The 21266-nt window shown below is 69.3% G+C and carries 24 protein-coding genes; 12 read left to right on the forward strand and 12 right to left on the reverse strand.

Annotated elements, in window-relative coordinates; genetic code table 11:
* Positions 1 to 112: 112 nt before the first annotated feature.
* The 5 genes from VPH46_RS12750 to VPH46_RS12770 form a co-directional block, all read right to left on the reverse strand.
* Positions 113 to 1231: a glycosyltransferase family 2 protein gene (locus VPH46_RS12750; protein ID WP_416611757.1), complete on the reverse strand. Its 1119-nt coding sequence runs from the start codon at positions 1229 to 1231 to the stop codon at positions 113 to 115.
* A complete protein-coding gene (leuB, locus tag VPH46_RS12755; protein WP_416611759.1) occupies positions 1228 to 2274 on the reverse strand; it encodes a 3-isopropylmalate dehydrogenase in 1047 nt (348 codons plus the stop codon). Before leuB ends, VPH46_RS12750 begins: the two co-directional genes overlap by 4 nt.
* A gap of 46 nt (positions 2275 to 2320) precedes the next feature.
* On the reverse strand, positions 2321 to 3052 hold the full coding sequence (recO, locus tag VPH46_RS12760; RefSeq protein WP_416611761.1) for a DNA repair protein RecO: 732 nt from the start codon (positions 3050 to 3052) through the stop codon (positions 2321 to 2323).
* Between the two features lie 9 nt (positions 3053 to 3061).
* On the reverse strand, positions 3062 to 3259 hold the full coding sequence (locus VPH46_RS12765; protein ID WP_125958993.1) for a hypothetical protein: 198 nt from the start codon (positions 3257 to 3259) through the stop codon (positions 3062 to 3064).
* A 241-nt stretch (positions 3260 to 3500) separates the two neighbouring features.
* Complete coding sequence (locus VPH46_RS12770; RefSeq protein WP_416611764.1) at positions 3501 to 4349, reverse strand: metal-dependent hydrolase; 849 nt, start codon at positions 4347 to 4349, stop codon at positions 3501 to 3503.
* Positions 4350 to 4392: 43 nt separating this feature from the next.
* Here VPH46_RS12770 and VPH46_RS12775 point away from each other — a divergent pair, with 43 nt between their 5' ends.
* The 9 genes from VPH46_RS12775 (at position 4393) to VPH46_RS12815 (ending at position 12907) form a co-directional block, all read left to right on the forward strand.
* On the forward strand, positions 4393 to 4986 hold the full coding sequence (locus tag VPH46_RS12775; RefSeq protein ID WP_416611766.1) for a TetR/AcrR family transcriptional regulator: 594 nt from the start codon (positions 4393 to 4395) through the stop codon (positions 4984 to 4986).
* Positions 4987 to 5015: 29 nt separating this feature from the next.
* Entirely contained in the window at positions 5016 to 6062 is a 1047-nt protein-coding gene (gene obgE, locus VPH46_RS12780) for a GTPase ObgE (protein WP_416611768.1), read from the forward strand.
* 15 nt (positions 6063 to 6077) lie between these two features.
* On the forward strand, positions 6078 to 7196 hold the full coding sequence (gene proB / locus VPH46_RS12785) for a glutamate 5-kinase (RefSeq protein WP_416611770.1): 1119 nt from the start codon (positions 6078 to 6080) through the stop codon (positions 7194 to 7196).
* A complete protein-coding gene (locus VPH46_RS12790; RefSeq protein ID WP_416611772.1) occupies positions 7193 to 8098 on the forward strand; it encodes an SDR family oxidoreductase in 906 nt (301 codons plus the stop codon). Before proB ends, VPH46_RS12790 begins: the two co-directional genes overlap by 4 nt.
* A gap of 71 nt (positions 8099 to 8169) precedes the next feature.
* Positions 8170 to 8415 carry an acyl carrier protein gene (locus VPH46_RS12795; RefSeq protein WP_229362588.1) on the forward strand — a complete coding sequence of 82 codons (246 nt, stop codon included), beginning with the start codon at positions 8170 to 8172 and terminating at the stop codon, positions 8413 to 8415.
* 67 nt (positions 8416 to 8482) lie between these two features.
* Complete coding sequence (gene spt, locus VPH46_RS12800) at positions 8483 to 9745, forward strand: serine palmitoyltransferase (RefSeq protein ID WP_416611774.1); 1263 nt, start codon at positions 8483 to 8485, stop codon at positions 9743 to 9745.
* 279 nt (positions 9746 to 10024) lie between these two features.
* Positions 10025 to 11224: an LPS export ABC transporter permease LptF gene (gene lptF / locus VPH46_RS12805; RefSeq protein WP_416611776.1), complete on the forward strand. Its 1200-nt coding sequence runs from the start codon at positions 10025 to 10027 to the stop codon at positions 11222 to 11224.
* Positions 11221 to 12318 carry an LPS export ABC transporter permease LptG gene (gene lptG / locus VPH46_RS12810; protein WP_164521168.1) on the forward strand — a complete coding sequence of 366 codons (1098 nt, stop codon included), beginning with the start codon at positions 11221 to 11223 and terminating at the stop codon, positions 12316 to 12318. The genes lptF and lptG overlap by 4 nt, the downstream gene beginning before the upstream one ends.
* Before the next feature lie 178 nt (positions 12319 to 12496).
* Entirely contained in the window at positions 12497 to 12907 is a 411-nt protein-coding gene (locus VPH46_RS12815) for an endonuclease domain-containing protein (RefSeq protein ID WP_416611779.1), read from the forward strand.
* A 51-nt stretch (positions 12908 to 12958) separates the two neighbouring features.
* Here VPH46_RS12815 and VPH46_RS12820 read toward each other — a convergent pair whose 3' ends face one another.
* Positions 12959 to 14056, reverse strand: coding sequence for a fatty acid desaturase family protein (locus VPH46_RS12820; RefSeq protein ID WP_416611781.1), 1098 nt, complete (start codon positions 14054 to 14056; stop codon positions 12959 to 12961).
* A 172-nt stretch (positions 14057 to 14228) separates the two neighbouring features.
* On the opposite strand from VPH46_RS12820, the gene VPH46_RS12825 reads away from it, so the two are divergent.
* Positions 14229 to 15383, forward strand: coding sequence for an N-acetyltransferase (locus VPH46_RS12825; RefSeq protein WP_416611783.1), 1155 nt, complete (start codon positions 14229 to 14231; stop codon positions 15381 to 15383).
* Positions 15384 to 15434: 51 nt separating this feature from the next.
* Here the strand turns inward: VPH46_RS12825 and VPH46_RS12830 are convergent, their stop codons facing one another.
* Positions 15435 to 15716 carry a hypothetical protein gene (locus VPH46_RS12830; RefSeq protein WP_416611785.1) on the reverse strand — a complete coding sequence of 94 codons (282 nt, stop codon included), beginning with the start codon at positions 15714 to 15716 and terminating at the stop codon, positions 15435 to 15437.
* Between the two features lie 261 nt (positions 15717 to 15977).
* On the opposite strand from VPH46_RS12830, the gene VPH46_RS12835 reads away from it, so the two are divergent.
* Positions 15978 to 16502 carry a DUF1697 domain-containing protein gene (locus VPH46_RS12835; protein ID WP_416611787.1) on the forward strand — a complete coding sequence of 175 codons (525 nt, stop codon included), beginning with the start codon at positions 15978 to 15980 and terminating at the stop codon, positions 16500 to 16502.
* A gap of 103 nt (positions 16503 to 16605) precedes the next feature.
* On the opposite strand, the gene VPH46_RS12840 is transcribed toward VPH46_RS12835, so the two are convergent.
* Positions 16606 to 17232, reverse strand: a complete 627-nt coding sequence (locus VPH46_RS12840) for a hypothetical protein (RefSeq protein ID WP_416611789.1) — start codon at positions 17230 to 17232, stop codon at positions 16606 to 16608.
* 402 nt (positions 17233 to 17634) lie between these two features.
* Here VPH46_RS12840 and VPH46_RS12845 point away from each other — a divergent pair, with 402 nt between their 5' ends.
* Positions 17635 to 17964, forward strand: a complete 330-nt coding sequence (locus VPH46_RS12845) for an SMR family transporter (RefSeq protein WP_416611807.1) — start codon at positions 17635 to 17637, stop codon at positions 17962 to 17964.
* 84 nt (positions 17965 to 18048) lie between these two features.
* Here VPH46_RS12845 and VPH46_RS12850 read toward each other — a convergent pair whose 3' ends face one another.
* The 4 genes from VPH46_RS12850 to VPH46_RS12865 form a co-directional block, all read right to left on the reverse strand.
* Positions 18049 to 18843: a transporter gene (locus VPH46_RS12850; RefSeq protein ID WP_416611791.1), complete on the reverse strand. Its 795-nt coding sequence runs from the start codon at positions 18841 to 18843 to the stop codon at positions 18049 to 18051.
* The gene (gene xth / locus VPH46_RS12855) at positions 18840 to 19610 is read right to left on the reverse strand and encodes an exodeoxyribonuclease III (RefSeq protein WP_416611793.1); all 771 of its coding nucleotides are present in this window, start codon (positions 19608 to 19610) and stop codon (positions 18840 to 18842) included. Before xth ends, VPH46_RS12850 begins: the two co-directional genes overlap by 4 nt.
* 9 nt (positions 19611 to 19619) lie before the next feature.
* Positions 19620 to 19961 carry an iron-sulfur cluster insertion protein ErpA gene (erpA, locus tag VPH46_RS12860; protein ID WP_416611795.1) on the reverse strand — a complete coding sequence of 114 codons (342 nt, stop codon included), beginning with the start codon at positions 19959 to 19961 and terminating at the stop codon, positions 19620 to 19622.
* Positions 19962 to 20044: 83 nt separating this feature from the next.
* Positions 20045 to 21229 carry a M23 family metallopeptidase gene (locus tag VPH46_RS12865; protein WP_416611797.1) on the reverse strand — a complete coding sequence of 395 codons (1185 nt, stop codon included), beginning with the start codon at positions 21227 to 21229 and terminating at the stop codon, positions 20045 to 20047.
* Between the last annotated feature and the right edge of the window lie 37 nt (positions 21230 to 21266).

The raw sequence follows: 21266 nt of genomic DNA on the forward strand, positions 1-21266 counted from the left end.
AGATGGCGTATCGAGAGGTCGGCGGTTGCGGCTCTCTCGATACGGGCTCTCGACAAGCTCGATCCCTACTCGAGACAAACGGGAAAGGAGGGATGTCAATCCGACCGATGCCTCACGCCGCCGCCCTGCGGCCGTAGCGCCCCCAGGTGAAGCGGCTCGACAGGGCGAAGTTCCACACCGCGCCCACCAGCACGCCCGCCAGCGCCGGCACGGCCCAGGCGCCGCCGCGCACGTCGTAGAGGAACGCCGCCACGCCGACATTGGCGACCGCCCCCACCGCGCACACCAGGCAGAAGGACACCCAGCCGTCGAGCAGCGCCCGCGCGCCCTTCAGCCGGCGGTCGCGATAGGTGAGCGCGTTGTTGAGGAAGAAGTTGAACGTCATCGCCGCCACAGTGGCGAGGATGGTCGCGGCGACGAAGCCGATCGGCGCCAGTTCCAGCAGCAGCGCCAGCAGCCCCAGGTGCACCGCCGCGCCCGCCGCGCCGATCGCGGAGAACAGCACGAAGCGAACCGGCACGATCCGCCCGAACATGCGGTCGTAGAGCGCGATCAGATATTCGAGCGCCACGACATGGTCGAGCTTGCTCTCGCCCGCGACGCGCGTGCGGAACACATAGGGCAGTTCCACGAAGCGCAAGGAACGCGGGCTCGCCGTCACGATGTCGAGCAGGATCTTGAAGCCGATGCCCGACAGCGACGGCACCAGCGCACGCACCAGCGACGTGCGGATCATGAAGAAGCCGCTCATCGGGTCCGACAGGTCGGCCTTCAGCAGCCGGCGCGACAGCCTGGTGGCAAAGGCGGACTTGGCGACGCGATCGGCGTCCCACTCCCCGGTGCCGCCGCCGTCCACGAAACGCGACCCGATCACCAGGTCGAGGGCCGCGTCCCCCTCCAGCGCGTCGAGCATGCGCGGCAGCAGCATCTCGTCATGCTGGAGATCGCCGTCGATCACCGCCACCACGGGCGCGGCGGTGGCGCACATCCCCTCGATGCACGCGGTCGAAAGCCCGCGCCGGCCGATCCGCTGGATCACCCGCACCCGCGGGTCGGTCGCCGCCAGGGCGCGCGCGACTTCGGCGGTGCCGTCGGGGCTGTCGTCGTCGACGAAGATCACTTCCCACGCCCGGCCTGCGAGCGCCGCCGCCAGCTTCTCCACGAGCAGCGCCACATTGGCGCGCTCGTTGAAGACCGGGACGACGACCGCGAGCGCGAGCGCCGGGTTCACGCCAGCCGGGCCAGGATCGCGTCGGCCATTTCGGCAGTGGTGGCGGTGCCGCCCAGGTCGGGCGTGCGGACGCCCGCGGTCAGCGCGCCCTCGACCGCGCGCTCGATCCGCTCGGCCGAAGCTTCGTCGTCGAGCGAGTAGCGCAGCATCATCGCCGCCGACAGGATCGTCGCGCACGGATTGGCCTTGCCCTGGCCGGCGATGTCGGGCGCGGAGCCGTGGATTGGCTCATACAGGCCCTTCTTGCCCGTATCGAGCGCGGCCGAGGGCAGCATGCCGATCGAGCCCGCGCACATGCTCGCCTGGTCGGACAGGATGTCGCCAAACAGGTTGCCGGTGACGATCACGTCGAACTGGCCGGGGTTGCGCACCAGCTGCATGGCGGCGTTGTCGACGTACATGTGGGTGAGGTGCACGTCGGGATATTCGGTCGCGACGCTGTTGACGACGTCGCGCCACAGCTGGCTGGTTTCCAGCACATTGGCCTTGTCGACCGAGCACAGGCGCTTGCTTCGCACGCGCGCGGTCTCGAAGCCGACGCGGGCGATCCGCTCCACCTCGCGCTCGTCGTAGCTCATCAGGTCATAGCCTTCGCGCAGACCTTCGAGCGTCGTGCGCCGGCCCTTTTCGCCGAAATAGACGTCGCCGTTTAGCTCGCGCACGATCACCATGTCGATCGCGCCGGCAACCTCGGGCTTGAGCGCGGAGGCGTCCTCCAGCCCCGGAAACAGCTTGGCCGGGCGCAGGTTGGCGAACAGCCCCAGCTCGCGGCGCAGCCCCAGGATCGCCTGCTCGGGCCGGAACGCGCGCTCGACCGCATCGAAACGGGGATCGCCGACCGCGCCGAACAGCACCGCGTCCGCGCGCCTGGCGAGCGCCAGCGTGGCTGCGGGCAGCGGATGCCCCTCCTGCAGATAGGCGGCGCCCCCGACGGGCGCTTCCTCAAACACCAGGTCGAGCGACAAGGCCTCGAGCACGCGGCGGGCCTGGGTGACAACTTCGGGTCCGATCCCGTCTCCGGGCAACAAGGCGATCAGCGACATTCCATTCCCTTCGGCTGGGTTTCGCGAATTGCCCCGCCCGCCTCGCTCACGCAACCGCCCTTTTCAGCCTTTCGACCAGCCGCTGCCGCGCCGCCAGCGCCTCCGCGCCGCGCCCGACCAGCACGTCGCGCTCCAGGAAATGGCCGGTCAGCCGCAGCGCGTCGAACAGCTGGGCCCAATCCGCCTCGCCGCCTTCGCGCAGGAAGGCGGGCAGCGGGAGCAGCCGGGTTTCGTAGCCGGTGGCCGCGGCGCGGCTGACAGCGGCGCCGCTCTTCGGGCTCACAAAGGCGAGGTCCTCGTCCACGCCGGTGGCGACGCAGCGCTCCAGGTCAAGGCCGAAGCCCAGCTCCGCCAGCACCAGCAGTTCATAGCGGGCGAGTGCCGCCGCCCAGCCGCGCGCCGCCGGTGCCGCCTCCACCGCGTCGAGCACCGCCGAGAGCGCCGCGTGCAGCCGCGGATAGGGCAGGCCGTCCGGCAAGGCGGTGGCGGTGAGCGCGCACGCCCATTCGATGGCGGCGGCCGCCAGCGGTTCGGCGAACAAGGGCGCGCGGCTGTGGACCAGCTCGACCGTCAGCGCCGCCAGCTGCTCCTCGGTGCGCGCGCGCCATTCGCCGCGCACCAGGTTCGCCGGCTGGAGCACCGGTCGCAGCGCCCGCGAGCGTCCGCCGCGGACGTAGCCCGGTTGCACGCCGGCGCGTTCGGTCAGCGCCCGCACCACCGCGCCATGCTCGCCATGCCCGCGCACGGACAGCAGGATGGCCTCGGCGATCAGGTGCATGGGTGCGCCTCAGCCCTCGCAGTAATCCAGGTACGACACCACGTCGTTGCTGGTCTGGAGATAGAGCCCGGCCTGGACCTCCTCCGGCTCGGCCGCCGCGCGCGCCAACGCCTCGGCCAGCGTGCCGTAGAGGATGGTGGTGGCCACGCCTCCCTCGTCGTCGAGGTGATAGAGCCGGACGGCGACATCGTGCGAGATGGTGCGCATGGCCCCGCCATGCCGCATCGGGCGATGGGGTTCCAGTGGGGCGAGACAAGCAGGGCGTCTTGTCCGCCCCTCCTGCTCCGCATCCCATCCCCACCCGTTCGCCTCGAGTAGCCGTCGAGCTTGTCGAGACGGCGTATCGAGAGGTCGGCCGTTGCGGCTCTCTCGATACGGGCTCTCGACAAGCTCGATCCCTACTCGAGACAAACGGGGATGGAGATTAAGGGCCGGGCGGGCGTGCCCCCTACGCCACCGCCAGCCGCGCCGCGGCGAACTCGCTGTCGGCCTTGTTGATCAGCGCGCGGTCGTCGTGGTTCCAGGGGTGGAAGCCCGGCAGGAAGAAGGCGATCCACGGCCGCACCAGGCTGCGCGCGACGCCGGGGCGGCCGAAGGCGTAGCGGAACAGCCGCCACTTCACGCCCGCGCCCTTCAATCCGTCCTGCTCCAAGAGGTCTAGGATGCCGCGGGTGCGGCCGCTCAGGAAGCGGGCGGTGACGATCAGCATCGCATGTGCCTTCACCACCCAGCGCCGCCAGCGGCTCCAGTCGCGGGTCGCGTGCATCCACACGTCATAGGCGACGCCCTTGTGCTCGATCTCCTCGATCGCGTGCCAGCGCCACAGGTCCGCGGCGCCCTGGTCCCCGCCCTCCAGATGGCGCGGGTCGGCCAGGATCGCGTGCGCCAGGATGGCGGTGAAATGCTCCAGGCACAGGGTCGCGGCCAGCGAGACGATCGGCGGACGCGCGCGGGCGATCGCCAGTTCCTCGTCCACGCGCGCTTCCAGGCGCGACACGTCATAGCCCTGCTCGGCGACGTGGCGGTTGAAGGCGACATGCTCGCGGGTGTGGATCGCCTCCTGCCGAACGAACGCGGCGATCTCCTCGGCCAGCCGCGGCGACACGCCTTCCCGGAAGCGCCGCACGCTTTCGATGAAGAACGCCTCGCCCTTGGGGAAGGTGACCGACAGCGCGTTGAACAGCGCGGTCGCCACCGGATCGTCGTTCAGCCACCAGCGCCGCCGCGCCTGCCCGCGCCCGAAGCGCAGGTCGCGCGGGGTGATCGTGAGGTCCGCGGGAGTCTTTGCCTTCGCCATGAAATTCCTCCAGTCAGGATGGAGCTATGGACTACTTACATTCATGTCAATAACGCGCCGGCGCCTGTCTTCGGCAGAGTCCCGTGACGCAGCGCTCGATGCCGCCCGCGCGCTGCTGGTCGAAAGCGGCCCGCAGAGCGTGACGCTGAAGGCGGTCGCTGCGCGGATCGGCCGCACCCACGCCAATCTGCTCCACCATTTCGGCTCGGCCGCCGGGCTGCAGGAGGCGTTGGCCGAACGCATGGCGGCGACCATCACCGCGGAGATCGGCGCGGCGGCGCTGCGCGCGCGGAGCAAGGGCGATCCGAGCGAAGTGGTGGACCTCACCTTCGACGCGTTCGGTCACCAGGGTGCCGGCGCGCTCGCCAGCTGGATGATCCTGTCGGGCAACCACCAGCTGCTCGATCCGGTGCTGGACGCGATCCATCGGCTGGTCGACGAACTCGCGACCGACTCCGGCCTCGGCGACCTGCCGCTTGCGGACGAGACGCTGCACCTGGTGCTGATCGCGCTCGGCGACGCGCTGCTCGGCGGCGCCATGGCCAAGGCGCTGGGCCTGCCGCGCGACCGCGCCCGCACCCTCGCCCGCCAGCGGCTGCTGTCCTCCTATGGCGTCCTGCACGAGGGCGGTGGATAAAAGCCCCGCGCGCACGTAAAGCGGCTTCCATGCATTTTCTCGATCAAGCCAAGATTTTCGTGCGTTCCGGAACGGGCGGCCCCGGTGCCGTCGGCTTCCGCCGCGAAAAGTTCATCGAATATGGCGGCCCCGACGGCGGTGACGGCGGCAAGGGCGGCGACATCGTGTTCGAAGCCGTCCCCGGCCTCAACACGCTGATCGACTTCCGCTACACCCAGCATTTCCGGGCCCCGCGCGGCAAGGGCGGTTCGGGCTCGAACAAGACCGGCGGCGGCGGCGACGATCTGGTCATCCAGGTGCCGGTGGGGACTCAGGTCCTCGCCGAGGACAAGGAGACCGTGCTGCTCGACTTCACCCGCGCCGGCCAGCGCGAGGTGTTCCTGCGCGGTGGCGACGGTGGCCGCGGCAACGCCAGCTACAAGACCTCGACCAACCGCGCGCCGCGCCAGCACGGCACCGGCTGGCCTGGCGACGAAGCCTGGGTGTGGCTGCGCCTGAAGCTGCTCGCCGACGTCGGCCTGGTGGGCCTGCCCAATGCGGGCAAGTCGACCTTCATCAACGCCGTCACCAATGCCCAGGCCAAGGTCGGCGCCTATGCCTTCACCACCACCCGCCCGCAGCTGGGCGTGGTCAGCCATAAGATGCGCGAGTTCGTGATCGCCGACATCCCCGGCCTGATCGAGGGTGCGGCCGAGGGCGCGGGCATCGGCGACCGTTTCCTGGGGCACATCGAGCGCTGCCGCGTGCTGCTGCACCTGGTCGACGCTAACGACGCGGACGTGGCCGAGAGCTATCGGATCGTGCGCGCGGAGCTCGAGAATTACGGCGCGGGCCTGACCGACAAGCGCGTGATCGTCGTCCTCAACAAGATCGACACGCTGGACGACGAGTTGATCGCCGCCCTTTCGGCTGAGCTGGAAGAGGCGAGCGGCGCGCCGGTGATCCCGATGTCGGGTGCCAGCGGCGTCGGCGTCGACTGGGTGCTCGACCAGCTGATCGAGCTGATGGATCCGGAAAACCCGCAGGTCGACGACAGCGATGAGGGCGAGGATCCGATCGAATGGTCGCCGATCTGACGCGCGCCTGATCCCATGTCGCTGTTCGCCCCCGCCGCCTGCCCGCGCCTGGTGGTCAAGGTCGGGTCCGCGCTGCTGGTCGACGCCGGCGGCGCGATCCGGCGCGACTGGTTGGGCGGCCTGGTCGAGGACATCGCCGAGCGCCACGCCGCCGGCCAGCAGGTGATCGTCGTCTCCTCCGGCGCGATCGCGCTCGGCGCGCGGCGGCTGGGGCTGCCCAAAGGCGGCCGTGCCAGCCTGGAGGATGCGCAGGCCGCCGCCGCCACGGGGCAGATCGCGCTGTCGGGGGCATGGGCCGAGCTGCTCGCCGACCGGGGCCTCACCGCCGCGCAGCTGCTGGTGACGCTGGACGACCTGGAGCAGCGCCGCCGCTACCTGAACGTCGCCGCCACGCTCGGCCGGCTGCTGACGCTGGGCGTCGTGCCGGTGGTGAACGAGAACGACAGCGTCGCCACGGAAGAGATCCGCTTCGGCGACAACGACCGGCTCGCCGCCCGCGTCGGCCAGGCGGCGAATGCCGACGGCGTGGTGCTGCTGTCCGACATCGATGGGCTCTACGACCGCAACCCCACCCATGATCCCGATGCCCGCTTCATCGAGCGGGTCGAACGCATTGACGCCGCGGTGGAGGCGATGGCCGACACCCGCTCCGCCTCCGGCATGGGATCGGGCGGCATGGTGTCGAAGGTGCAGGCGGCCAGGATCGCCACTGCGGCGGGCGCGCACCTCGCCATCGCCTCGGGCCGCGTCGATCGCCCGCTCTCCCGCTTTGCCGACACCGGCCGCGGCACCGTGTTCGTCGCCCGCCCCGCCCAGCCCGCGCGCAAGGCATGGCTGCAAGGACGCCTCGTCGCGTGCGGGACCGTCCACATCGACGCCGGTGCGGCACGCGCGCTCCAGGACGGGCGCAGCCTGCTGCCGGCGGGCGCCACCCGCGTCGAAGGGCGGTTCGCGCGCGGCGACCTGGTGATGATCCTGGACGAGGCCGGCCAGCCGGTCGCACGGGGCCTCAGCGAATATGACGCGGACGAAGCAGTCCGCATCGTCGGCCGCCGCAGCGACGAACTCGACGCGATCCTCGGCCACGCACCGCGCGCCGCGCTGGTCCACCGCAACCACATGGTGGTGGCGTGAGTATCCTCGCGATCACTGGCGCGACCGGCTTCGTCGGCGGCCGCACCCTCGCGCTGGCGCTGGAGGCGGGACACAGCGTGCGCGCGCTCACCCGCCGACCGCAGCCGGCGCAGGCGGGCGTCACCTGGGTCCAGGGCGCGCTCGATACGCCCGACGCGCTTGCCGACCTGGTGCGCGGCGCCGATGCGGTGATCCACATCGCCGGGGTGGTGAACGCGCCGACGCCGGAGGGCTTCACCCGCGGCAACATCGACGGCACCCGCGCGGTGCTCGCCGCCGCCGAAGCCGCCGGCGTCCAACACTTCGTCCACGTCTCCTCGCTCGCCGCGCGCGAACCGGGCTTGTCGCAATATGGCCGCTCCAAGGCGGGAGCCGAGGATGCGGTGCGCGCCTCCCCGCTCGCCTGGACGATGGTGCGCCCGCCCGCCGTCTACGGCCCCGGCGACCTGGAGATGCTGGAGCTGTTCCGCGCCGCGCGCTTCGGCGTGCTGCCGATGCCGCCGGCCGGGCGGCTGTCGCTGATCCACGTCGACGATCTCGCCCGGCTGCTGCTGGCGCTGGCCCGGCAGGACACCGGCCGCGCGATCTACGAACCAGACGACGGCACGCCCGACGCCTGGACGCACACCGGCTTTGCCCGCGCGATCGGCACCGCCGTCGGCCGCCGCGTGCTACCGCTGTCGCTGCCCGCCGGCGTGCTGCGGCTGGGCGCACGGATCGACCGGCTGGCGCGCGGGGACAAGGCCAAGCTCACGCCCGACCGCGCCGCCTATATGGCGCATCCCGACTGGACCTCGTCCCCCGACGCGCGCCCGCCCGAAGCGCTGTGGCGCCCGCGGATCGCGACCGCCGACGGTCTCGCCGCCACCGCGGCATGGTATCGCGCCAACCGGCTGCTATAGAGCGCCAAAATCGTGCCGGATTTCTGCGCCACGCAGCCCAGGAACGGCCCCATCTGCAAAGGACGCCCCCTGTGAGCGATCGCGCCGCCATCTTCGACACCGTCTCCCGCCTGATCGAGCCGTTCAACAAGAAGGGCGTGGCGCTGAGCGAGACCACCACCTTCGCGGGCGACCTCGAATGGGACAGCCTGACCGTGATGGACTTTGTGGCGGCGGTCGAGGACGAGTTCGACATTCTCATCACCATGAACATGCAGGCGGAAATCGAGACCGTCGGCCAGCTCACCGACGCCGTCGCCAAGCTCAAGCAGGACTAACGCCGTTCGGGCGGACCGGGCGCGTCGCGCGCCGGATCCGCCCGATGGTGTCCCCAGGAAAACACAGATGACCGAAGCCGCCGCCACCCAGCACCAGCTCCCCGTCGATCTGCCGGCCGCCGCGCCGGAGCGTGACCTGATGAGCAAGTTCGACGCGCTGATCGCCGAACGCCAGGCGCTGATCGACACCGGCGTGACCGATCCGTTCGCGATCGTCATGGAGCAGGTGAAGTCGCCGACCGAGGCGGTGATCGCCGGCCGCGACACGATCCTGCTCGGCACCTACAACTACATGGGCATGACGTTCGACCCGGACGTGATCCAGGCCGGCAAGGACGCGCTCGAACAGTTCGGCTCGGGCACCAACGGCAGCCGCATGCTCAACGGCACCTTCCGCGACCATATGGAAGTCGAGCAGGCGCTGCGCGACTTCTACGGCGTGTCGGGCGCGATCGTGTTCTCGACCGGCTACATGGCCAACCTCGGCATGATCTCGACGCTGGCCGGCAAGGGCGATTACGTCATCCTCGACGCCGACAGCCACGCCTCGATCTACGACGGCTGCAAGCAGGGCTATGCCGAGGTCGTCCGCTTCCGCCACAACGATATCGCCGATCTCGACAAGCGGCTCGGCCGCCTGCCCAAGGACGCCGGCAAGCTCGTCGTGCTGGAGGGCGTCTATTCGATGCTCGGCGATGTGGCGCCGCTCAAGGAGATGGTCGCCGTCGCCAAGAAGCATGGCGCGATGGTGCTGTCGGACGAAGCGCATTCGATGGGCTTCTACGGCCCCAACGGCCGCGGCGTGTACGAGGCGCAGGGCTGCGAGGGCGACGTCGACTTCATCGTCGGCACCTTCTCCAAGTCGGTCGGCACCGTCGGCGGCTTCTGCGTGTCGAACCACCCGAAGTTCGAGGCGATCCGGCTTGCCTGTCGCCCGTACATCTTCACCGCCTCGCTGCCGCCGAGCGTGGTCGCAACGGCCGCCGTCTCGATCCGCAAGCTGCAGCACGCCCATGAAAAGCGCGCCCGCCTGTGGGAAAGCGCGCGGACGCTGCACGCCGGCCTCAAGGACATGGGCTTCCGCCTCGGCACCAAGACGCCCGATTCCGCGATCCTCGCGGTGATCCTGGAGGACCAGACCCAGGCGGTGGCGATGTGGCAGGCGCTGCTGGAGGGCGGCCTCTACGTCAACATGGCGCGCCCGCCTGCGACGCCGGCCGGCACCTATCTGCTGCGCTGCTCGCTGTGCGCCGAGCACACGCCGGAGCAGATCCAGAAGGTGCTGGGCATGTTCCAGGCGGCCGGCAAGGCGGTGGGCGTTCTCGCGTAAGCACCTCAACTCGAGCGTCCCCCGTACCCCGGCGAAGGCCGGGGCCCAGTTGAGAAGGCGGCGGTGAGGTCAGCCTGCCCTCGCAAAGACACCGCAACTGGGCCCCGGCCTTCGCCGGGGTACGCTTTTCCCTTGCGGCAGTCGGACGCGCACCCTCGTCCGCATGACGGGTAGTGGACTGCGCAGGACCAACACCGATCGAGGGGCTGGCACAGGCCCGCCCCTCCGCTATAGCTGCGGGATTCCTGCAACCGCCCTCGAAAGCACATCGCCCCCCGCATGAAGTCGATCGATCGCTACATGGCGCGGCTCATCGCGGTGCCGCTGTTCTCGACGCTCATCATCGCAGCAATGCTGCTGGTGCTCGATCGCATGCTGCGGCTGTTCGACTTCGTGGCGTCCGAGGGCGGCCCGGTCAGCGTCGTGTGGCGCATGCTCGCCAACCTGCTGCCCGAGTATCTCGGCCTCGGCATCCCGATCGGGCTGATGCTGGGCGTGCTGCTCGCCTTCCGGAAACTCGCCACCACGTCGGAGCTCGACGTGCTGCGCGGCGTCGGCATGAGCTACGGCCGGCTGCTGCGCACGCCGTACCTCTACGCGATCGCGCTGGCGTTGCTGAACCTGACCATCGTCGGCTTCGTCCAGCCCTGGGCGCGCTACAATTACGAGGGGCTTCGGTTCGAACTGCGCTCGGGCGCCCTCGGCGCGTCGATCAAGATCGGCGAGTTCACCAACCTCGGCAACCGCATGACGCTGCGCATCGAGGAGAGCCATGAGGGCGGCGCCGAGCTGCGCGGCATCTTCGTGCGGGTGGCGCGGCCGAACGGCGGCTGGCTGGCGGCGACCGCGGAGCGCGGCCAGTTCCTCGGCACCGACGATCCCAACACCATCATCTTCCGCCTGACCAACGGCACGTTGCTGCACGACCAGCCGGGCTTTCGCACGCCCCGGGTGCTGAGCTTCAGCTCGCACGACCTGCCGATCGACCTGCCCAAGTTCGGAAATTTCCGCGCGCGCGGCGGCCGCGACCTTGAGCGCACGCTGCCGGAGCTCGCGATCATCGGCCGCGACCAGGGCGAGACGCCGGAGACGCGCGCCAGCGCGCGGGCGAATTTCCACTTCCGCCTGGTGGAGGTGGCGACCATGTTCCTGCTGCCGATGCTGGCGCTGGCGCTGGGGGTCCCGCCCAAACGCTCGACGTCGGCGCTGGGCGTGTTCCTCTCGATCGTGATGATCGTCACCTATCACAAGGTGAACGAATATGCCGAAGCGTTCGGATCGCTCGGCCGTGTCGACCCGGCGATCGCGCTGTGGGGGCCATTCCTGATCTTCGCCGGGCTGGTGTTCTGGATGTACTATACGATCGCCCATGTGCCGGGCGGCCAGCCGATCGGCGCCCTGGAACGCGTGTTCGACAAGGGGCTCAAGGCCATGGTGCGCTTCCTGCCCGGCCGCCGCCGGCGGGAGAAAAGGGCATGAAGGCCAACTCCCCCTTCCCGTCCAAGACGATCGCGCTCTACATGGTGCGGCTGTTCCTGGTGCGCACCTTCGGTATCCTCGCCGCCCTGGTGCTGGTGCTCCAGGCGCTCGACCTGCTGAGCGAGAGCGCCAAGATCCTCGCCTATCCCGGCAACACCGATGCGCAGGTCTGGCACTACGTCTCGATGCGCATGCCGCAGATCATCGCGCGCTTCCTGCCCTTCTCGGTGCTGCTCGGCACGATCCTGACGCTGATGCAGCTCAACCAGAACAGCGAAGTCATCTCGATGAAGGCCTCGGGGCTGTCGGCGCACCAGGTGCTCGCCCCGCTGCTGGTTGCGAGCCTGGGCGTCGCGGCCATCTCCTTCCTGTTCAACGACCGCATCGTCTCGCGCGCGACGGCCACGCTCACCCAGTGGGAGAAGGTCGACTACGGCCCCCTGCCGGTCGACAGCGGCGAGCGCGGCAACGTGTGGGTACGAGACGGCGCCAACCTGATCCGCGTCGACCGCATCCAGGGGCGCGGCAATGCGGCGGTGCTGCGCGGCATCACCGTCTATGAACGCCAGGGCGGCCGGCTTCTGTCGATCCTGACGGCCAAGCAGGGCCGGTTCAACGGGCGCGAGTGGCGCGTGGACGGCGCGACCCGCTTCACCGTCGCCACCGGCAAGATGGAGCAGCTCGGCACGCTGCATGCCGCCTCGGGCGTACGGCCGGACCAGTTCACGCTCGCCTCGGTGGACCCGGACAGCCTCTCCTTCCGCGCGCTGCGCGACGCGATCGCCGATCTCGAGGCCGCCGGCCGCCCGACCAAGGCGCTCGACGGCGCGCTGTGGCACAAGCTGTCGAGCCCCTTGTCGTCCGTGCTGATGCCGCTGCTGGGCGCGGTCGCCGGCTTCGGCGTAGCCCGTTCCGGCCGGCTGTTCGTGCGCGCGGTGATCGGCATGGCTCTCGGCTTCGCCTATTTCGTCGCCGACAATTTCGCGCTCGCGATGGGTAATCTGGGGGCCTACCCGCCGTTCCTGGCCGCCTGGGCGCCGTTCCTGCTGTTCCTGCTGATCGGCGAACTGGTGCTGATCCGAACGGAGGAATAGCGGCTCAATCCTCCCCCGGAGGGCAAGACCGCCGAGTGCCTCGGCGGTACCCACCCCCTGCCCCTCCCTTCCAGGGAGGGGAGAAGATGAGCCTCAGCGACGCAACAACTCCCCTCCCTGCAAGGGAGGGGCCGGGGGTGGGTTGGCGAGCGAAGCGAAGCCGCTCTACGCTGGCCCCATGCTCCGCCGCGTCGATCCAACCCTAACCGCCCGGGCGCGCGAGCTGCGCAACAACCCGACCGAGGCGGAGCTTGCGATCTGGCACCGCATCGCCCGCTATCGTCCGGCCTTCACACGCCAGTTGGTCATCGCACCATTCATCGTCGATCTTGCCTGCCGACAGGCGCGGCTGGCGGTGGAGCTGGATGGCAGCCAGCATCTCGACGCGGTCAAGGCCGATGCACGCCGGACGGCATACTTGGAAGCGCAGGGCTGGCGCGTCCTGCGCCTGTGGAATGCGGAGGTGCTCGCCAATACGGACGGCGCCGTTGAGCACATCCTGGAGGAAGCCGCCGAGTGCCTCGGCGGTACCCACCCCCAGCCCCTCCCTTCCAGGGAGGGGAGGAACAGGCGTCCGCGCTGGAGCTAGCCGATACGAAAAAGGGCGGCCTCTCGGACCGCCCTCTTCCTTCCTCGCCCCTTAGCGCCGGACCATCGTACTCTTGCCAATCCGGTGCATCAGGCCCAGCGCACTGCGGTAGCTCGCCTTGTGATACGGCGAGCCCTCTTCCAGCACCGCGCTCAGCCGGCGGTGGGCTTCGCCCAGCGAATGATAGGGCAGGCTCGGCAGCAGGTGGTGGAGCGCGTGGTAGCGCAGACCCACCGGCGCCCACAGGCCCGGCAGCAGCGACGGCGGCGGCACGTTCACCGAGTCGAGATACTGGGCGGTCACCGTCATCTGCTCGCCCTCATTCTCCCACAGGTGCGCGACCAGCGTGCGAACCTGGTTGAGCAGCGCCACCGCCGAACCGATGCCCAGGCCGATCAGGAAGCCGCGCATCGGGATCACGCCGGTCGCAACCAGTGCCACCAGCGCGATCGCCCACACGCTCGCCGCGGCATCGAGGCGGTCGAACAGCACCCGCTGCTCGCCGGCCGGGATGCGGCGACGGAAAGCGGGGTTGATCGACAGCGACGAATAGCGCGCGATCACCAGCTCGCGCAGCTTGGGCGAGAGCCAGGACAGCGGCGAAAGGATCGCAAAGCGGATCAACAGGCCGATCGGCGCCAGCAGCGACACCAGGATGAACACCGGCAGCGTCCACGGCTTCATCAGCGCGAGCGGTAGATATTCGGGATCGTCCGCGGTGCCATAGCGCGTCTTGGCATGGTGCAGGTTGTGCACGCCCTCGTACATAAAGGACGGCACCAGCATCGGAATGCCCGCGATCAGGTTCCAGCCGAGCCGGAAGCCCGGCAGCGCCGAATGCTTCATGTGGCTGACTTCGTGGATGAACAGCAGCGCGCGGTACAGCGGGAGCACCGACACCACCGCCGCCAGCACCGTGACCAGCGTCGAGGAGGCGAGCACCGCCACCACCAGCGCGCCATAGCCCAGCACCGCCGATCCGATCAGGTCGCCCCAGTAGAAGGCGCGGTTCGGCGTGTTGAGGTCGCGCGTCAGCTCGGCCGCCGTGCGCAGCATCGTCTTGTCGTCGAGGATGCGCGGCCTGGGCTGGACGACGCGGGCGTCCGCCGATCCGGCGGCATCCCGCGAAAGGGCAAGCGTGGGTTCCATGACCTGTTCCATAGCGCTGAGATAGTGGCGACAGCGTGGCATGTGTAGGCACCGGACTGTGCCGGCTTGATGACTTGAATCAATCACTGTGACGGGCCCCCTCGATCCCTCCCCTCGCCTTCCGGGTCCCGCGACGCTACACGCGGCCCATTCCATTCTTCCGGAGGCATGCGTGGCCACCCAACCGACGATCCGTCCCGTCCAGTCGAAGGCGGACCGCAAGGCGTTCATCGACCTGCCCTTCCGCCTCTATGCGAACGACCCGCACTGGGTGCCGCCGCTCAAGAGCGAAGTGGCCGGGCAGATCGATCCCAAGAAGAACGGCTGGTTCAGCCACGCCGAGGTGCAGCTGATGCTGGCCGAGCGGGACGGCAAGGTCGTGGGGCGCATCTCCGCCCACCTCGACACGCTCGCCCTCACCATGCCGGCCGAACAGGGCTTCGGCCCCGGCACCGGCTTCTGGGGCATGTTCGAGGCGGAGGATGCCGCCACCGGCGCCGCGCTGATCGCCGCGGCCGAGGCATGGCTGCGCGGCAAGGGCATGACGCGCGCGGTCGGCCCCGTGAGCCTGTCGGTCTGGGAAGAGCCGGGCCTGCTGGTGAAGGGCCACGACCAGGACCCGACCGTGCTGATGGGCCACCACCGGGCCGAGTATCAGGGCTGGGTGGAAGCCGCCGGCTACCAGCCCGCCAAGCAGCTCGTCACCTATGAGCTGGACATCACCCAGTCCTTCCCGCCGATCGTCAACCGCATCATCCAGTCGGGCGAGAAGAACGACCGCATCCGCATCCGCAAGGTCGACAAGTCGCGGTTCGACGAGGAAGCGGCCGTGATCCTGGGCATCCTCAACGATGCCTGGTCCGATAACTGGGGCTTCGTCCCGCTCACCCAGCCCGAGATCGACGACGTCGGCAAGAAGCTGAAGCCGATCGTGTTCGAGGACCTGATCCGCATCGCGGAGCTGGATGGGCAGCCGGTGGCGTTCATGATCACGCTTCCGGACATGAACGAGGCGATCAAGCCGCTGAACGGCTCGCTCCTCCCGTTCGGCTGGGCCAAGCTGCTGCTGTGGCTGCGCCGGCCGAAGGTGCGGACGATGCGCGTGCCGCTGATGGGGGTGGTGAAGCGGCTGCAGTCGTCGCGCATGGCGAGCCAGCTGGCCTTCATGATGATCGAATATATCCGCCGCGATGCCGTCGCCCATTACGGCGCGTCGCGCGGCGAGATCGGCTGGATCCTGGACGACAACCAGGGGATGATCGCGATCGCCGATGCGATCCAGAGCCGGATCAACCGCGTCTATCAGGTCTACCAGCGCGCGCTGTAACGCCGGTCGGCGGTGCCGGGGGCGGGCCCTGCCCCCGGCGCACCGTCTTTCTTAGCGCGGCAGATAGTCGAGCGGATCGACGCCGTCGCGCAGCCAGTCTTCGCGGGTCTGGCACTGGCGACGCGGCAGCCGCGAACCGGTGACTTCCGTCTCGGCGCAGTAGCGGGTCTCGCGCTTCGCCTTGGTGCCCGACGGCGTGCTCGCGGTGTCGACGCTCTCGGTGGTGGTGGTGGTGGGAGCCGGCACGGTGCGGGGCTCGGCCATGGCCGGGGCTGCGACGGTGGCAACGCCCAGGACGAGGGCAGCGGCGGCGGCAACAACACGGATGGTCATGATCTTTCTCCCTGACTAGGCAGCCACTTGGCTGACAAACAGGGTAGTGCATCATGCGTGCCAAACAGCGGCGTCACGGGTTTTCAAGGACTTAGCTCGACGCGCCTTGAGCCCTGGCGTCTTTCGCCGCCGAACCATGGTGGATTTCGCCGACAGGTGGCGCGGATTTCAAAACGACCATTTGGGTTAGCTTTGCTTGGCCGGACAGTGGCACTCCCGCGACCTTGTGATAGGCATTCGCGGCAACAACAGCAGGTCGCCATGCCCAGTCACATCGCGCTCTTGCGGGGGATCAACGTCGGCGGCCATCGCCGGGTGCCGATGGCCGAGTTGCGGATGCTGGCGCAGGAGATTGGCTTCCGGGACGCCCGCACCCATGTGGCTAGCGGCAACCTGGTGTTCGCAAGCGACGTGCCTGCTCGGGCGGCCGAGGCGGTTCTCGAGCAGGCGATCGAGCGGCGCTTCGGCTTTGCGGTGGACGTGGTCGCGCGTTCGGCGGCCGAATGGCGGGCGTATCTGGTCGACCACCCTTTCGCGGCCGAAGGCGAAGGGGAGCCGAACCTGTTGATGCTCTGCATCGGTAAGCAAGCGGCGACGCCCGCCGATGCCGCCGCGCTGCGCAGCCGTGCCGGGGCGCGGGAGCGGGTCGAGCTTCGCGGGGACGCGCTGTGGCTCTATTTCGGCGACGGCGCCGGCCGCTCGAAGATGGGACTGGGCCCGGGCGCCGGCATCTGGACGACCCGCAACCTGCGCACGGTGCGCACCATCGCCGGCATGCTCGACTAGGTCGTGGGTCCCGGGACGCTCCGTTGCGGACGCTCACGAGATAGCCTCAGGGTTTCCAAGGCACCTGCGGCGGCAAACGGGTGCAAGCCGCCGCGCCTGGGCATCAGTCCAGCTTTTCTAGAGCACGGTCGTAGACCCTCAGCAGGTCCTCCCCCGTCTGCACGGTGGTGGTCGCGTACATCCGGTTGAGGCGGATCGCGCGTTGCGTCTCGGCCACCTGCTCCTTGCTCATCGAGGTCGGATCGTCAGCCATGGTGGCCGCCATCTCGACATAGGGCTTGCGCGCTTCTTGCTGGAGCCCGTTGAAGGTGCGGCTGGCGGAATAGGCCAGCGCCAAGGCCTGCGCTTCGTCGTAGGGCATGTGGGCTAAAGCTTGCGTAGCGACCGTGCTTTCCCAGGCTGCAGTACGCATCTCGGTGAAATCGATGTTGATCGCGATGTTTTCGCCAGCCGCCTTTTCACCAGCGGATTCAGACTGAAGATACGCCGACATGCGGTTCAGGCCGGCCACGGCGCTGCGTTCGGTCGCCAGCGCCTTTTCCAGGCCGTTGCGGTTGTCCTTGAGTTCCCGGCGAAGGTTCGCACGGGCCTGCTCCACCAGTTCCTGATGGTGCAAGGCTTCCACGCCCGCCTCCAGGCTCAGCGCGATCAGGATGCCGACGGTGATGGTGCTGATTTCGACCAGGAATTCGCGCACCGAATGCGGCATCTTCGGAATATGAACGTGCACTGCGATTGCCCCCCATTCGCGTAACGAGGGCGGCATCGCAGCGGTCCGGGGCGCGGGTCAAGCCGCTTTTCATTCGGCGTCCAGGCCGTCCGGTGCTGTGTGGATCGCCCTGGCCGGCGAGCGGGGTCCGAGCCCTCCCTCAAGTCGATCGATCGCTGCGGCGGAGAGACCCTCTGCGCGATCGAGCGGACCCCGCAGCAGCGCTCCACTCCAACCGGCTCGCTGCGGACGTGACGCTCGGGCGAAGGCGGTGTAGGGAGGGCTTGCCGGAAATAGAGCAGCAGGCTGGTAGCCCCTGCGCCCGCATGGCGGGTTCTTCCCTGCCTCGGCGTCGACCTGACCCGGTCAGGGGGCGCTGCGCTCAAACAAGCCCGCCCGCTGATCCAGCGCACGGAGCGTCCCCTGAACTACGTCTTTCTCGCCATCGCGATCCTCTCGGAGGTGATCGGCACCACGTTCATGAAGCAGTCCCAGGGCTTCTCCAAGCTCGTCCCCAGCCTGATCACGGCCGTGGCCTACGCAGTTGCGTTCTTCTGCCTTTCGCAGACGCTCAAGACGATCCCGACCGGCATCGCCTATGCGATCTGGTCCGGGGTGGGGATCGTCTTGATCGCCACCGTCGCCGCAGTGTTCCAGGGGCAGAAGCTCGACGCGCCGGCGATCGTCGGCATGGGCCTCATCATCTGTGGCGTGGTCGTGATGAACGTCTTTTCGAAAGCGGCAGTGCACTAGGACAAGGGCGGCGGATGCTCGATGTCCGCTCCATCCCCGCTCAGCCGTCGACCTGGTCACGCTGGCGGACGGCGCCGGCAGGCGTCAGAAGCGGCGGGCGATCCCGGCGTAGAGGCGCAGGTCCGGCGTGTCGTGGTCGAGGCCGAGGGCGGTGCCGACATCGAGCTGCGTGTCGTCGTTCGCCATCCACGCCAGCGCGAACGCGCCGCGGACAGTGGTGGCGGGCTCGACCGGATCGTCGTCGCGCCGGACCTCGCCTTCCAGCGTGGTGGAGAGCGCGTCGGTGAGGTCCAGTTCCAGGCCGAGGACGTTGCCATAGGCCAGGTGCCGGCCGCGGCCGTCCTCGTCCACCTCCGCCGCCACCTCCGGCGTCAGTTCGAGCGTGAGCGTGTCGCCGAGCGCATAGGCGACGGGCACGATCAGGCTCGCGCCCCAGTCGCCGCCACCGATCGGCTGGCGGCCCACCGGCAGCGTCAGGGACGGCTGCACCGCCCAGGAAAAGCCGGAGCCGTCCGGATTGGCGAGGTTCACGCGCGCGCCGAGGGTCACGTCGCCGACGCGGTCCTTGCGCTCCGTTTCCCCGAGCACCCGGTCGCGGGTCACGTCGCGGCCATAGGGCTGCCATTCCAGCTGCAGTTCGGCGCGGTCGCTGACGCCGAAACGCAGCAGTGTGTCGGCGACGAGCAGCGTGTCGGTGCGCTCCTCGGCGCTGCGATCATGCTCCCAGTCCGCCAGCGCCGTCTCAACCGAGACGGCACCCTTTTCCATCACGCACGGATTGTCACCCAGGCCCGGGCGCGTCGGGCAATAGTCCCGCGCCTGGGCAGCCACGGGCACCAGCAGCGCGGCCGCGAGTGCGGCCCCGGCAATCTGCCTCAACGCAGGCGTACCCAGGTGGGCGCGTGGTCGCTCGCCTTTTCGCGGCCACGATAGTCCTTGTCGACGCCCGCATCCTGCATCCGGTCCGCCGCGATCGGACTCAGCAGCAGGTGGTCGATGCGAAAGCCCGCGTCGCGCTGCCAGGCGCCAGCCTGATAGTCCCAGAAGGTCCACACCCCGCCCTTGGGGAAGCGGGTGCGCAACGCATCGGTCCAGCCCTGCGCCACCAGCGCGCGATAGCCCTGGCGCGATTCCGGCTGCATCAGCGCGTCGCTCGCCATCGCCCGCACCGAATAGACGTCGTCGTCGTTGGGGATGACGTTGTAGTCGCCCGCCAGCACCACCGGCCGCTCCTCGGCCAGCAGCGCACGGGCGCGATCGGACAGGCGCTCGATCCAGCGCAGCTTATAGTCGAACTTGGGGCCGGGCACCGGATTGCCATTGGGCAGGTAGATCGACGCGATCACCACGCCGTCGACCTCGGTCTCCAGATAGCGGCTGTGCTCGTCCTCCGGCTCGCCGGCCAGGCCGCGCTGCCGCTCGATCGGGTCGGCACCCTTGGCGAGCACGGCGACGCCGTTGAACCCCTTCTGGCCGTGCCACAGCGCGCCATAGCCGGCTGCACGGATCTCCGCCTCGGGGAAGGTCTCGTCGCTCGACTTGAGCTCCTGCAGGCAGACGACGTCGGGCGTCTGTTCGGCAAGATACTCCAGCAGGCGCGGCAGGCGCGCCTTGATGCCGTTGACGTTGTAGGTGACGATGCGCACGCTTGGGCGTCAGACCGAAAAGCTGGTGCCGCAGCCGCAGCCCGACGCGGCATTGGGATTCTCGACCTTGAACGCGGCGCCGCCCAGCGATTCCACGAAATCCACCTGCGCGCCGCGCACCAGGTCCAGGCTCATCGAGTCGACGACCAGCCGGACGCCATCGGTCTCGGTGACGCTGTCATCGCCCTCGGCACCATCGGCCAGGCCGAAGCGGTACTGGAAGCCCGAACAGCCCCCGCCCTCGACGGACAGGCGCAGGATGGCGGGCTTGCCCTGACGCGCGGCGATCGCGGCGACACGGGCCGCGGCGGATGGCGTCAGGCCGACTTCGGAAACAGGGATGGTGGCCATGGGCCGGAGATAAGAGGTACGGGGGCCATCGGCAACCATGGTCGCCGTGGCCCCTCTCCTCTCCGTCTCGTGAAAGTCGTCGATCAGTTCGCCGGGCCGCCGACCGCCTGCTGGCGGTTGCGCGCCGCGCGATCCTGCGCCGCCAGCAGCTGGTCGCCGGCCTGCAGATAGGGGATCGGGTTCACGGCGGCGCCGTTGATGCGCACTTCGTAATGGAGGTGGCTGCCGGTCGAGCGGCCGGTCGAGCCCATCAGGCCGATGAGCTGGCCGCGGCGCACGCGGCTGTTCGGGCCGACCAGGATCTTCGACAGGTGGCCGTAGCGGGTCTGGATGCCCTTGCCGTGGTTCAGCTCGACCAGGTTGCCGTAGCCGCCGGCGCGCTGCGCCCGGCCGACGATGCCGTCGGCGGTGGCATAGACCGGCGTGCCGATCGGCCCCGGAAGGTCGATGCCGGCGTGCATCGCGGCGGTGCCGCGGAACGGGTCCGAGCGGACGCCGAAGTTGCTCGACAGCTTGATGTTGTCGACCGGCTGGAGCGACGGGATCGCGATCGCCGCCTGCTCGAGCGTGTCGAGCTTCTTCCAGGTCATGAATAGGTTGCGGAACTGGGCGTCTGCCTCGTTCGACGCTGCGGTGACGGCGGCGGCCTCGGTCGTGCTCACCGGCTCATAGGGGCCGCCCATCGCGAGCTTCTCGGGGCGCAGGCCCAGCTTGCGGAGCTGCTTGGCGGTCTCCGCATAGCGCTCGGCGGTGACTTCCTGCGCCTTGGCGGCAAGCTCTGCCTGGCGCTGCTCGGCGCGCTGGAGCGGCGCGGTCACGCTCGCGACGGCCTTGCTGCCCTGCGGCAGGGGGGCGAGCGCGGCGTCGGCGAGTGCTGCCGGATCGCCCTCGCCGGTCAGCACCGCGGCGATCATCGCCTGGCGCTGGTCGATGCGGGTGGCATGGGCAGCGGCGACCTGGCGCAGCTCGGCGACATTGGCCTCCATCGCGCGGACCCGCTGCCGCATCTGGGCGACGGTGGCAGCCTGCTCGGCCTGCGGGGTGAGGCCGGCTGCCGCTGCGGTGTCCACCGCAGCGTTGGCGACGCCATAGCCCGAGAAGCCGAGGGTTAGCGCAGCGGCGGTCGCGGCAAGCGCCTGGGTGCGGGCAGCGATGCGGACGCGGCGGCCGGAGCGGCCATCGTGCAGGATGAAATCGCGGAAAGTGAAGAAACGACGGAACCGCTTAGCAATCGCGGCGTTGGCTGAGACGACGTTGCTGATGGTCATACTGAGTCCGGCGATCCAAGTTTCGCGAGCGGTTTCA

The sequence above is a fragment of the Sphingomonas sp. MJ1 (PH-R8) genome (assembly GCF_048058635.1).
Classification (GTDB): domain Bacteria; phylum Pseudomonadota; class Alphaproteobacteria; order Sphingomonadales; family Sphingomonadaceae; genus Sphingomonas.

Excerpts from the sequence above, each read along its gene's own strand:
- leuB (WP_416611759.1), bottom strand. The coding sequence starts at position 2,274 with ATGTCGCTGATCGCCTTGTTGCCCGGAGACGGGATCGGACCCGAAGTT.
- recO (WP_416611761.1), bottom strand. The coding sequence starts at position 3,052 with ATGCACCTGATCGCCGAGGCCATCCTGCTGTCCGTGCGCGGGCATGGC.
- VPH46_RS12765 (WP_125958993.1), bottom strand. The coding sequence starts at position 3,259 with ATGCGCACCATCTCGCACGATGTCGCCGTCCGGCTCTATCACCTCGAC.
- VPH46_RS12770 (WP_416611764.1), bottom strand. The coding sequence starts at position 4,349 with ATGGCGAAGGCAAAGACTCCCGCGGACCTCACGATCACCCCGCGCGAC.
- VPH46_RS12775 (WP_416611766.1), top strand. The coding sequence starts at position 4,393 with ATGTCAATAACGCGCCGGCGCCTGTCTTCGGCAGAGTCCCGTGACGCA.
- obgE (WP_416611768.1), top strand. The coding sequence starts at position 5,016 with ATGCATTTTCTCGATCAAGCCAAGATTTTCGTGCGTTCCGGAACGGGC.
- proB (WP_416611770.1), top strand. The coding sequence starts at position 6,078 with ATGTCGCTGTTCGCCCCCGCCGCCTGCCCGCGCCTGGTGGTCAAGGTC.
- spt (WP_416611774.1), top strand. The coding sequence starts at position 8,483 with ATGACCGAAGCCGCCGCCACCCAGCACCAGCTCCCCGTCGATCTGCCG.
- lptF (WP_416611776.1), top strand. The coding sequence starts at position 10,025 with ATGAAGTCGATCGATCGCTACATGGCGCGGCTCATCGCGGTGCCGCTG.
- lptG (WP_164521168.1), top strand. The coding sequence starts at position 11,221 with ATGAAGGCCAACTCCCCCTTCCCGTCCAAGACGATCGCGCTCTACATG.
- VPH46_RS12815 (WP_416611779.1), top strand. The coding sequence starts at position 12,497 with ATGCTCCGCCGCGTCGATCCAACCCTAACCGCCCGGGCGCGCGAGCTG.
- VPH46_RS12820 (WP_416611781.1), bottom strand. The coding sequence starts at position 14,056 with ATGGAACCCACGCTTGCCCTTTCGCGGGATGCCGCCGGATCGGCGGAC.
- VPH46_RS12830 (WP_416611785.1), bottom strand. The coding sequence starts at position 15,716 with ATGACCATCCGTGTTGTTGCCGCCGCCGCTGCCCTCGTCCTGGGCGTT.
- VPH46_RS12835 (WP_416611787.1), top strand. The coding sequence starts at position 15,978 with ATGCCCAGTCACATCGCGCTCTTGCGGGGGATCAACGTCGGCGGCCAT.
- erpA (WP_416611795.1), bottom strand. The coding sequence starts at position 19,961 with ATGGCCACCATCCCTGTTTCCGAAGTCGGCCTGACGCCATCCGCCGCG.
- VPH46_RS12865 (WP_416611797.1), bottom strand. The coding sequence starts at position 21,229 with ATGACCATCAGCAACGTCGTCTCAGCCAACGCCGCGATTGCTAAGCGG.